General features: G+C 39.9%; 7 protein-coding genes. All 7 read left to right on the forward strand.

What is annotated here, in order from left to right:
- The first annotated feature begins 27 nt into the window (after window positions 1-27).
- The 7 genes from ACESOD_RS04015 to ACESOD_RS04045 all read left to right on the forward strand — a co-directional run bounded on the left by ACESOD_RS04015 (window position 28) and on the right by ACESOD_RS04045 (window position 12,402).
- Window positions 28-2,007, forward strand: a complete 1,980-nt coding sequence (locus tag ACESOD_RS04015) for a peptide ABC transporter substrate-binding protein (protein WP_373094147.1) — start codon at window positions 28-30, stop codon at window positions 2,005-2,007.
- A gap of 65 nt (window positions 2,008-2,072) precedes the next feature.
- Window positions 2,073-3,569 (forward strand): ABC transporter permease, encoded by a 1,497-nt coding sequence (locus ACESOD_RS04020; protein ID WP_373094149.1) that lies wholly within the window; start codon window positions 2,073-2,075, stop codon window positions 3,567-3,569.
- Window positions 3,569-4,495 (forward strand): oligopeptide ABC transporter permease OppC, encoded by a 927-nt coding sequence (gene oppC, locus ACESOD_RS04025; protein ID WP_060956209.1) that lies wholly within the window; start codon window positions 3,569-3,571, stop codon window positions 4,493-4,495. The genes ACESOD_RS04020 and oppC overlap by 1 nt, the downstream gene beginning before the upstream one ends.
- An 8-nt stretch (window positions 4,496-4,503) precedes the next feature.
- Window positions 4,504-5,571 (forward strand): ABC transporter ATP-binding protein, encoded by a 1,068-nt coding sequence (locus ACESOD_RS04030; protein ID WP_070460776.1) that lies wholly within the window; start codon window positions 4,504-4,506, stop codon window positions 5,569-5,571.
- A gap of 10 nt (window positions 5,572-5,581) precedes the next feature.
- Complete coding sequence (locus tag ACESOD_RS04035) at window positions 5,582-6,508, forward strand: ATP-binding cassette domain-containing protein (RefSeq protein ID WP_373094150.1); 927 nt, start codon at window positions 5,582-5,584, stop codon at window positions 6,506-6,508.
- 442 nt (window positions 6,509-6,950) lie between these two features.
- A complete protein-coding gene (locus ACESOD_RS04040) occupies window positions 6,951-7,934 on the forward strand; it encodes an acetylxylan esterase (protein WP_070460772.1) in 984 nt (327 codons plus the stop codon).
- 370 nt (window positions 7,935-8,304) lie between these two features.
- Window positions 8,305-12,402 carry an SIALI-17 repeat-containing surface protein gene (locus ACESOD_RS04045; protein WP_373094152.1) on the forward strand — a complete coding sequence of 1,366 codons (4,098 nt, stop codon included), beginning with the start codon at window positions 8,305-8,307 and terminating at the stop codon, window positions 12,400-12,402.
- Window positions 12,403-12,476: the final 74 nt, after the last annotated feature.

Genomic DNA, 12,476 nt, shown 5'->3' on the forward strand with positions numbered 1-12,476 from the left:
TAATTTTAATAGAGGAGTTAACTAAACATGAAAAAAAGTCGGATTTTTGCGGTAGCAGGGGTTGCCCTACTCGCAACAGGCGTTCTCGCAGCTTGTGGTTCTTCAAAATCATCAAATGCTGAAGCACCAAAAGCATATGGTTATGTATACACTGCTGATCCAGAAACATTGGACTACCTTATCTCTAGTAAACAAAGTACTAAAGCTGTCACTTCAAATGGTATTGACGGACTCTTTACAAATGACCAATATGGCAACTTGACTCCAGCAGTCGCTGAAGACTGGTCAGTTTCTCAAGATGGATTGACATACACTTATAAGATTCGTAAAGGTGTAAAATGGCTCACATCTGATGGTGAAGAATATGCAGAAGTAACTGCTAATGACTTTGTTACAGGTTTGAAACACGCAGCTGACAAAAAATCAGAAGCATTGTATCTTGCTCAAGGTTCTGTAAAAGGTCTGGCAGATTATGTGGCTGGGAACTCAACTGACTTTTCAACTGTTGGTGTAAAAGCTGTTGATGATTACACTCTTCAATACACTTTGAACAAACCAGAGCCATACTGGAACTCTAAAATGTCTTACTCAATCTTCTGGCCTTTGAATGCAGAGTTTGAAAAATCAAAAGGCTCAGACTTTGGTAAATCAACAGATCCAACATCATTGCTTTACAATGGTCCTTTCTTGCTTAAAGGGTTGACTGCTAAATCTTCTGTTGAGTTTGTGAAGAATGAGCAATATTGGGATAAAGATAATGTTCACATAGATACTGTGACGCTTGCATTCTATGATGGTTCAGACCAAGAGTCACTTGAGCGTAACTTTACAAGTGGTGCATACAGTTACGCCCGTCTCTTCCCAACAAGTTCAAATTATTCTAAAATAGCAGAAACATACAAAGACAATATTTACTATACTCCACAAGGAGCTGGTATTGCTGGTTTGGGTGTTAATATTGACCGTCAAAGCTATAAATATACATCAAAAACAACTGACGAAGAAAAGACTTCTACTAAGAAAGCCCTTCTCAACAAAGATTTCCGTCAAGCTTTGAACTTTGCATTTGATCGGACATCATACTCTGCTCAGCTGAATGGTGAAGATGGGGCAGCGCTTGCTGTGCGTAACCTATTTGTAAAACCAGACTTCGTTTCTGCAGGTGAAAAAACATTTGGTGACTTGGTAACTGAGAAGGTTGTTTCTTATGGTGATGAGTGGAAAGATGTAAACTTTGCAGATGGCCAAGATGGTCTTTACAATGCTGATAAAGCGAAAGCAGAATTTGCTAAAGCTAAGAAGGCTTTGGAAGCAGATGGCGTGAAATTTCCAATTCACTTGGATATTCCAGTTGACCAAACTGCTAAGAGCTACATTGCTCGTATCCAGTCCTTCAAACAATCTGTTGAAAAAGTTCTTGGTGAAGAAAATGTAGTCATCGACATTCAACAAGTAACAAAAGATGAATCATTTAACATCACTTACTATGCTCCGAATGCAGCAGCTGAAGACTGGGATCTTTCAGGTGCTGTTGGATGGAACCCAGACTATCAAGACCCATCAACTTACCTTGATATTTTGCAAACAAGTAACAGCGAGCAAACAAAGACTTACATGGGTTATGATAATCCATCAAATCCAGCAGTTACCCAAGTTGGTTTGAAGGACTACGACAAGTTGCTTGAAGAAGCTGGTAATGAAACAAGTGACCTTAACAAACGTTATGAGAAATATGCAGCAGCTCAAGCTTGGTTAACAGATAGCTCACTCTTCCTTCCAGCTATGTCATCTTCAGGAGCAGCACCAGTTATTTCTCGTGTAGTACCATTCTCAGCCTCTTACACTCAATCTGGTGATAAAGGTTCAGATGTATACTTCAAGTACCTTAAATTGCAAGCTAACACTGTAACAACCAAAGAGTACAAAGAAGCTCGTGAAAAATGGCTCAAAGAAAAAGCTGAATCAAACGAAAAAGCTCAAAAAGAGTTAGCGAGTCATGTGAAATAAATAATGCTCATCAGAACTTTCTCTCCTAAAGGAGAAGGTTCTTTTGGGATTTTAAAGGAAATAATATGAAAAAATATGTTTTTATGCGTATCTTGCGGTCGTTGGTTTCTATTTTCTTAGTAACGACCTTGATTTACACAATCATCTATACGATGGTTCCACGGAAGTTGATCTTCAAACAAGATACTAACTACAATAAAATTGCGACAACAGCTGATAAACGAGATAACTATGAAAATACTGTCTTTGAGCGTATGGGTTATATCGAATATTACGATACGAAAGAGTTGCAGGAAAAAGCTAGTAGCATTGACTCTTCTGTTACAGTAGATGCAAATGATACAAATAAAGCAATCTATGAAAAATATATCCAACAACTTGGGAATGGTTGGACTCTAGGTGAGTTTACAGAGAGTGGACAATTCTACGCTACACGTGAAATTCCTATTTTTGAGCGTGTGTTCAAATTCTATGCAAACTTGCTTGATATTGACCATACAAACAAGATACAAGATCCTGAGAATCCTAACTTAGAGCGTTATTTGCGCTTTGAGAATGACCCTGCTATTGGTTGGTCTCTTGTGGGTTCAGGTACTAAACATAAATACCTCTTGTACTTCAATAGTCAGTTCCCATTTGTTCACCAAAACTTTGTCAACTTGAACCTAGGAGATTCTTATCCAACTTATGCCAATACTCCTGTTCTTCAAGTTATTACACAAGGACAAGGACAAACCAAGACTTCTGAAGTTCAATTCCCAACTGGTAAGAAAACATCATCAGTTAATATTTACTCAAGAACTTATAAATCTCCGAGTCAAGCTGATGCTCGTGAAGTAGCCAACTACGGTAAAGATGATCCATATACAGCTACTGAGAGCAACTATCAGTACCCATCTATGATTGCAAGTTCTGCTATCACTGGTTTGATTGGTCTTGCGATTTCATATGCGATTGCGATTCCTCTTGGTTCAGCAATGGCTCGTTTCAAAAACACTTGGATCGATAGTTTCTCTACAGGGACTCTAACTTTCTTGTTGGCTCTTCCAACGATTGCCCTAGTCTATATTATTCGTTTGATTGGTTCTTCAATCGGCTTCCCAGACTCATTCCCAATCTTGGGTGCTGGTGATTGGCGTTCTTATGTCCTTCCTGCAGTGATTCTGGGCTTGCTAGGAGCACCTACTATGGCAATTTGGATTCGCCGTTATATGATTGACTTGCAATCACAAGATTTCGTTCGTTTTGCTCGTGCTAAAGGTTTGTCTGAGAAAGAAATTTCTGATAAGCACATCTTTAAAAATGCTATGGTACCACTCGTTTCTGGTATCCCAGGTTCTATCATTGGTGTTATTGGTGGAGCAACTCTTACTGAAACAGTCTTCGCCTTCCCAGGTATGGGTAAAATGTTGATCGACTCTGTAAAGGCTTCAAACAATAATATGGTAGTTGGTCTCGTCTTTATCTTCACTTGTATTTCAATCTTCTCAAACCTTATTGGAGATATTTGGATGACCATTATTGACCCACGTATTAAATTGACAGAGAAAGGAGGCAAATAATGTCTACAATTAGTAATGAAAAATTTCAGTTTGTAAAACGTGATGATTATGCCTCTGAAGCAATTGATGCTCCTGCCTACTCATACTGGGGTTCTGTCTTTAGACAGTTTTTGAAGAAGAAATCAACAGTAATCATGCTAGGTATCTTGATTGCAATTGTTTTGATGAGTTTCATTTACCCAATGTTCTCTGATTTTGACTTCAATGATGTAAGTAAGGTAAATGATTTTAGCGCTCGTTACATTAAACCAAATGCTGAGTATTGGTTTGGTACAGATAGTAATGGTAAATCTCTCTTTGATGGTGTCTGGTTTGGAGCTCGTAACTCTATCTTGATTTCTGTCATTGCGACCTTTGTCAACCTTTTTATCGGTGTTGTTATTGGTGGAATTTGGGGAATCTCAAAATCAGTTGACCGTATCATGATGGAAGTCTACAACGTTATCAACAATATCCCATCACTTTTGATCGTTATTGTTTTGACTTACTCTATCGGTGCAGGTTTCTGGAATTTGATCTTTGCCATGAGTGTAACCACTTGGATTAGTGTTGCCCATTCAATTCGTATCCAAATGTTACGTTACCGTGATTTAGAGTATAACCTTGCTTCACGAACTTTGGGAACACCAAGTTACAAAATTATTGTAAAAAACATTATGCCCCAATTGGTATCTGTTATTGTTACGAGTACGTCGCAAATGCTCCCAGCCTTTATCTCATATGAAGCTTTCCTTTCATTCTTTGGTCTTGGATTGCCGATTACAGTTCCTAGCTTGGGACGTTTGATTTCAGATTATTCTCAAAACGTAACAACCAATGCATACCTCTTCTGGATTCCATTGACTACATTGGTCTTGGTATCCTTGTCACTGTTCGTTGTTGGTCAAAACCTAGCAGATGCTAGTGATCCACGTACACATAGATAGGAGTAGACATGATAAAAGGAAAAAATGTAATTTTGACTGCTCAAGATATTGTCGTGGAATTTGATGTTCGTGACAAGATTTTGACAGCTATTCGAGGTGTCTCCATCGATTTGATTGAGGGAGAGGTCCTCGCCTTAGTTGGGGAGTCAGGCTCAGGTAAATCAGTTTTGACAAAAACATTCACAGGAATGTTGGAAGAAAATGGTCGCATTGCACAAGGTAGTATTAATTACCGTGGACAAGATTTGACAGCCTTATCTTCTCATAAAGAATGGGAAAGTATTCGTGGTGCGAAGATTGCAACTATCTTCCAAGATCCGATGACCAGTCTAGACCCAATCAAGACAATCGGAAGTCAAATCACAGAAGTTATTGTTAAACACCAAGGCAAGACTGCTCAAGAAGCTAAAGAGATGGCTATTGACTATATGAATAAAGTTGGTATTCCAGATTCTGAGAAACGTTTTGACGAGTATCCATTCCAATATTCTGGGGGAATGCGTCAACGTATTGTTATTGCGATTGCTCTTGCCTGTCGTCCAGACATTCTTATCTGTGATGAGCCGACAACAGCTCTTGACGTGACCATTCAGGCACAGATTATTGATTTGTTGAAGTCACTTCAACACGAATACCACTTTACAACAATCTTTATCACCCACGACCTAGGTGTAGTAGCAAGTATCGCTGATAAAGTTGCGGTTATGTATGCTGGTGAAATCATCGAGTATGGTACTGTTGAAGAAATCTTCTACGACCCACGTCATCCATATACATGGAGCCTCTTGTCGAGCTTGCCTCAACTTGCGGATGACAAAGGTGAATTGTACTCAATCCCTGGAACACCTCCATCGCTTTATACTGAATTGAAGGGAGATGCTTTTGCTCTTCGTTCAGATTATGCTATGAAGATTGACTTTGAGGAAAAAGCACCTCAGTTTGCAGTATCTGATACTCATTGGGCTAAGACATGGTTGCTTCATGAACAAGCTCCAAAAGTTGAAAAACCATCGGTGATTGCAGATTTACACGACAAGATTCGTGAAAAGATGGGCTTTACACATCTTGAGGACTAGGAGGAAGGAAATGTCTGAAAAATTAGTAGAAATTAAAGACTTAGAAATTTCCTTCGGTGAAGGAAGCAAAAAGTTTGTCGCTGTTAAAAATGCGAACTTCTTTATCAACAAAGGAGAAACTTTCTCACTTGTTGGAGAGTCTGGTAGTGGTAAGACAACAATTGGTCGTGCTATTATCGGTCTTAATGATACTAGCAAAGGTGATATCATCTTTGAAGGTCAAAAAATTAATGGTAAAAAATCACGTGAACAAGCTTCAGAATTAATTCGTCGTATTCAAATGATTTTCCAAGACCCTGCTGCAAGTTTGAATGAACGTGCAACGGTTGACTATATCATTTCTGAAGGTCTTTATAACTATCATTTGTTTAAAGATGAAGAAGAAAGAAAAGAAAAAGTTCAAAATATCATTCGTGAAGTGGGACTTTTGGCTGAACACTTGACACGTTACCCACATGAGTTCTCAGGTGGACAACGTCAACGTATCGGGATTGCCCGTGCCTTAGTTATGCAACCTGACTTCGTTATTGCGGATGAGCCAATTTCAGCCTTGGACGTTTCTGTTCGTGCTCAAGTTTTGAACTTGCTCAAGAAATTCCAAAAAGAATTAGGATTGACTTATCTCTTTATCGCCCACGATTTGTCAGTAGTTCGTTTCATTTCTGATCGTATTGCGGTAATTTATAAGGGTGTCATTGTTGAAGTGGCTGAAACTGAAGAATTGTTTAACAATCCAGTTCATCCATACACGCAAGCACTTCTATCAGCTGTTCCTATTCCAGACCCAATCTTGGAACGTAAAAAAGTTTTGAAAGTCTATGATCCAGATCAACATGATTATGAAACTGATAAGCCTTCTATGGTAGAAATTCGTCCAGGTCACTATGTTTGGGCAAACCAAGCAGAGTTGGAACGCTATAAAAAAGAGTTGAAATAAGAAAGAGTTTTGTAATCTTGATAGAACAATTCTATTAAGATTATGAAACTTTTTTATTTTTGTAAAAAAACTAGTTTAAAGATAGACAACTATATACCCGAGAACATGCTAATACTCAATGAAAATCAAAGAGCAAACTAGGAAGCTAGCCGCAGGTTGCTCAAAGCACGGCTTTGAGGTTGCAGATAAAGCTGACGTAGTTTGAAGAGATTTTCGAAGAGTATAAGATTAGTCTTCAATGACAATTGGATGAGAGATCAAAGAAGCTGTTTTCCTTGAAAGTGTATTGAATCTAGACAGAATGGAATAGATAAAACTACTTTCAGATAAGCTTTTATGAATCTTCAAAATTAAAATCACTTTCTATTTAAAAATCCATCTTGCAAAGCATACCTATATGTGCTAGAGTTATGGTAACGGTTACAAAATTAAGGAGGGTTTTATGAGAAATCCAGCACTAATAGAAGAAATGAAAACATACAAAGGAAGGGATGAAGTTCCTCATGATTTTGATGATTTTTGGGATGGGGAGATTGATAAGGTTTCGGTCCTGCCAGATTACCAACTAGAAGAACGAAACTTTCATATTCCAAATGTGAAGTGTTATGAGTTAACCTTTAAAGGTACCCGTGATGGTCTTGTTTATGCGCGTATAGTCTTACCAAAATCAGAAAAGAAAGTACCGGTCATTTTCCACTTCCATGGTTATATGGGACGTTGCTGGGATTGGACAGATATGCTAGCCTTTACAGTAGCTGGTTATGGTGTCGTATCGATGGATGTTCGTGGACAATCTGGATACTCACAAGATGGCTTACGCTCACCACTCGGAAATACAGTTAAGGGCCAAATCATTCGTGGTGCAGTAGAAGGAAAAGAGCAACTCTTCTATAAAGATGTCTATCTAGATATCTATCAGTTGATTGAAATTGTCGCTAGTTTCCCACAAGTGGATGAGGGGCAATTAGCAAGCTATGGAGCTTCTCAAGGAGGGGCACTAGCTCTAGTGGCTGCGGGGCTAAATCTACGTATCAAGCGTACAGTTGCTATTTATCCATTCTTATCAGACTTTAGACGGGTACTCGAGATTGGAAATACCAGCGAAGCCTATGATGAACTCTTTCGTTATTTTAAGTTCCATGATCCATTCCATGAGACAGAAGAGCAGATTATGGAGACGCTCGCCTATATCGATGTAAAAAATCTTGCCCATCGCATTAAGGGGGAAGTTCGAATGATTACTGGGCTTGATGATGATGTTTGCTATCCAATCACTCAGTTTGCTATTTACAACCGTTTGACTTGTGAAAAGAGTTATCGTATCATGCCTGAATACGCTCATGAGGCCATGAATGTTCATGTCAATGATCAAGTTTACAATTGGTTGTGTGGTAGTGAGATCCCCTTTACCTATCTTGGTCACTAAAAATTGAAAAAAAGCTCTGTAGTTTCGAATAAACTACAGGTTTTTCTTTATGTGACCCAGATAATGAGAAAGTAGTTTCAGGTAGTTTGAAACTTCTAAATATCTTTGAAAGTAGAATCTATTATAGATTATAAAGTCTAAAATTTAGAATATTTATTATATAATATGATTAAGATAAAATGTGAAAGGAGTATAGCTAGTTGCGAATCTTTTAACATGGAATTTATAAAAGAGCAACAGCATTTCATCTACAAAGAATGGCAATTTCATTCAATAATACAGTTTCTTATTTGCAGCTAGTCTGAAAGGCTAAAAATTTTAAGCAAAAAAGAAAGCGCTTTATTTTTTTAAAAATAACGGAAGGGAACACATGAATCAGAGAGATTTTAATAGAAAACAGAGATATGGAATTCGGAAATTTGCAGTTGGAGCAGCTTCAGTAGTGATTGGAGCGGTTGTTTTTGGTGCTGCACCGGCTTTGGCTCAAGAGGCGCCATCAACGAATGGTGAAACAGCGGGGCAATCTTTGCCAGAATTGTCTAAGGAAGTAGAGACAGGAAGTCTAGCTAATTTAGATAAGGAACCTGCAGGCCAAGTAACCACAGTAAATAATAGTGGAACAGAAGTGAGCCGTGAAGAGTTGCAAGCAAACCCAGGGTCTGAAAAACCAACAGAAACAGAAGCATCAAACGAAACTCCAGCTACAGAGAGTGAAGACGAAGTTGGAAACATTCCGCGTGACTTTTATGCAAGAGAGTTGGAAAATGCCAATACTGTTATAGAGAAGGAAGATGTTGAAACCAATCCTTCAAACGGTCAAAGAGTTGACATGAAAGAGGAACTAGATAAGCTTAAAAAACTTCAAAATGCGACCATTCATATGGAGTTTAAGCCAGATGCATCTGCTCCACGTTTTTACAACCTTTTCTCAGTTTCTAGTGACACCAAAGTAAATGAGTATTTCACTATGGCCATCCTTGATAACACAGCTATCGTTGAAGGTCGTGATGCAAATGGAAACCAATTCTATGGTGATTATAAAACTGCTCCTTTGAAAATTAAGCCAGGTGAGTGGAACTCTGTAACCTTCACAGTTGAAAGACCAAATGCAGACCAACCAAAAGGTCAAGTTCGTGTCTATGTAAATGGTGTCTTGTCGCGCACAAGTCCTCAGTCTGGTCGTTTCATCCAAGACATGCCAGATGTCAACCATGTGCAAATCGGTACAACGAAACGCACAGGCAAAAACTTCTGGGGCGCTAATCTTAAAGTCCGTAATCTAACTGTTTATGATCGTACCCTTTCACCAGAAGAAGTTAAAAAACGTAGCCAACTTTTTGAAAGAGGAGAGTTGGAGAAGAAACTTCCTGAAGGAGCAGAAGTTACTGATAAACTGGACGTTTTTGAAGGTGGTGAGAACCGCAAGCCAAATAAAGATGGTATTGCAAGCTACCGTATTCCAGCCCTGCTGAAAACTGATAAAGGAACCTTGATTGCTGGTGCAGATGAGAGACGCTTGCATCACTCTGACTGGGGTGATATCGGTATGGTTGTTCGTCGTAGTGATGATAAGGGCAAAACATGGGGAGATAGAATTGTCATCTCAAATCCTCGTGATAATGAGAATGCTAAGAATCCAGAATGGCCATCACCAGTCAACATTGACATGGCCCTAGTCCAAGATCCGAAAACTAAGAGAATCTTTTCAATTTATGATATGTTCCTTGAAGGTAAGGCTGTATTTTCTCTTCCAGGAAAAGCACCACAAGCCTATGAACAAATTGGGGACAAGGTATACCAAGTCTTGTACAAACAAGGTGATGCAGGACGTTATACAATTCGTGAAAATGGTGAAGTCTTCGACCCTGAAAATAGAAAGACAGAATACCGTGTTGTAGTTGATCCTAAGAAGCCAGCCTATAGTGATAAGGGGGATTTGTATAAAGGTGAAGAACTGATTGGTAATGTCTACTTTGATTATAGTGACAAGAATATCTTTAGAGTTTCAAATACCAACTATCTCTGGATGTCTTATAGTGATGACGATGGTAAAACTTGGTCTGCACCAAAAGATATTACATATGGAATTCGTAAGGATTGGATGCATTTCTTAGGTACTGGACCTGGTACAGGTATTGCCTTGCATTCAGGACCTCACAAAGGACGTCTGGTTATCCCAGTCTATACGACAAATAACGTATCCTACCTAAGTGGATCCCAGTCTTCACGCGTCATTTACTCGGATGACCATGGTGAAACTTGGCAAGCAGGTGAAGCGGTCAATGATAACCGTCCAGTAGGCAACCAAACAATTCACTCTTCAACCATGAATAATCCAGGTGCTCAAAATACTGAGTCAACTGTTGTTCAGTTGAATAATGGAGACCTCAAACTCTTCATGCGTGGATTGACAGGAGATTTGCAGGTTGCAACAAGTAAGGATGGCGGAGCAACTTGGGAAAAAGATGTGAAGCGCTATGCGGATGTCAAAGATGTCTACGTTCAAATGTCTGCTATTCACACTGTACAAAATGGTAAGGAATATATCGTTCTCAGCAACGCAGGTGGTCCAGGACGTTACAATGGTTTGGTACACTTGGCACAAGTGGAAGCTAACGGAGATTTGACTTGGCTCAAGCACAATCCAATTCAAAGTGGTAAATTTGCTTATAACTCCTTGCAAGATCTTGGAAATGGTGAATTTGGCTTGCTTTATGAGCATGCGACTGCCACTCAAAATGAATACACCTTGTCTTATAAGAAATTCAACTGGGATTTCTTGAGCAAGGATAGAATTTCTCCAACAAAAGCAACTGTGAAAAATGCTGTGGAGATGAGCAAAAATGTCATTGCTTTAGAATTTGATTCTGAAGTATTGGTGAATCGGCCACCAGTTCTTAAACTGGCAAATGGTAATTTTGCAACTTTCTTGACGCAATACGATACAAAAACATTGCTTTTCGCAGTTAACAAGGAAGATATTGGTCAAGAAATTACAGAAATCATTGACGGTGCAATTGAGAGCATGCATAATTTACCTGTAAGTCTTGAAGGTGCAGGAGTTCCTGGTGGTAAAAATGGAGCAAAAGCAGAAATCCATGAAGTCCCAGAATTTACAGGTGCAGTCAATGGTGAAGGTACAGTTCATGAGGATCCAGCCTTTGAAGGTGGCATCAACGGTGAGGAAGCAGCCGTTCATGATGTGCCAGACTTCTCAGGTGGTGTGAACGGCGAAGTAGCCGCTATTCATGAAGTTCCAGAAATAGAGGTCGAAGAAAATCCACCGGGAACTATTCATGAAGTCCCAGAATTTGAAGGCGGTGTCAATGGTGCTGAAGCAGCCATTCATGAGATTCTGGACTTCGAAGGTGGTGTGAACGGCGAGGAAGCAGCGATCCATGAAGTTCCAGAAGGTAGTCTAGTAGAAAGCTCAAAAGGGGAGTCTGTCATTCATGACGTTCCAGCTTTTGAAGGTGGCGTCAATGGTGAGGAAGCAACTACATCAGAAAGCCCAGCCTTTGAAGGTGGTGTGAATGCAGTAGAATCAGCTAAGTCAGACACTTCAGCCTTCGAAGGTGGTGTCAATGGTGAGGAAGGAGCTAAGGCAGAAAGTCCAGAGTTCGAAGGCGGTGTGAATGCAGTAGAATCAGCTAAGTCGGACACTTCAGCCTTTGAAGGTGGTGTCAATGGTGAGGAAGCAACTACATCAGAAAGCCCAGAATTTGAGGGTGGCGTCAATGCAGTAGAATCAGCTAAGTCAGAAATTCCGGAGTATACAGGTGGCGTCAATGCAGTAGAATCAGCTAAGTCAGAAATTCCGGAGTATACAGGTGGTGTGAATGGAGTGGAGGCCGCTAAGTTAGAAACTCCAGAATACACAGGTGGTGTCAACGGAGTAGAGTCTGCTAAGTTAGAAGTTCCAGAATACACAGGTGGCGTCAACGGAGTAGAGTCTGCTAAGTTAGAAGTTCCAGAGTATGCAGGTAGCGTCAATGGAGTAGAAGCCGCTAAGTTAGAAGTTCCAGAATACATAGGTGGCGTGAATGGAGTAGAGGCCGCTAAGTTAGATTCTCCAGAATACACAGGTGGCGTGAATGGAGTAGAGGCCGCTAAGTTAGAAGTTCCAGAGTACACAGGTGGCGTGAATGGAGTAGAAGCAGCAAGTTCAGAACTTCCAGCCTATGAAGGTGGCACTAATGCGGTAGAGGCTGTTAGTTCAGATATCTCAGCTTTTGCGGGTGGTGTAAACAGTGCTGAAGCTGCTGTTCATGAGATCTCAGAGTATAAGGGAGAACAGTCAGTTGTCGTTCAGGCTATGGCACAAGATCGTACTTATCAAGCTCCTGCTGCTCGCCAGCATCTCCTTCCTGAAACAGGAAGTGAAGATGTTGCTCCTCTTGCCTCTTTAGGATTTGTAGGCATGCTCCTAGGTATGTTTGCCATGGGTAAGAAAAAAGAAGATCAATGAAATAGTTAAAACCAACGAAATTCATAGAGAAATTTGATCTTATATTAGAAAGGGTCGTGACTAGAACTAGTTAC

The organism is Streptococcus oralis (genome assembly GCF_964238205.1).
In the GTDB taxonomy this organism is placed as follows: Bacteria; Bacillota; Bacilli; order Lactobacillales; family Streptococcaceae; genus Streptococcus; species Streptococcus oralis_CZ.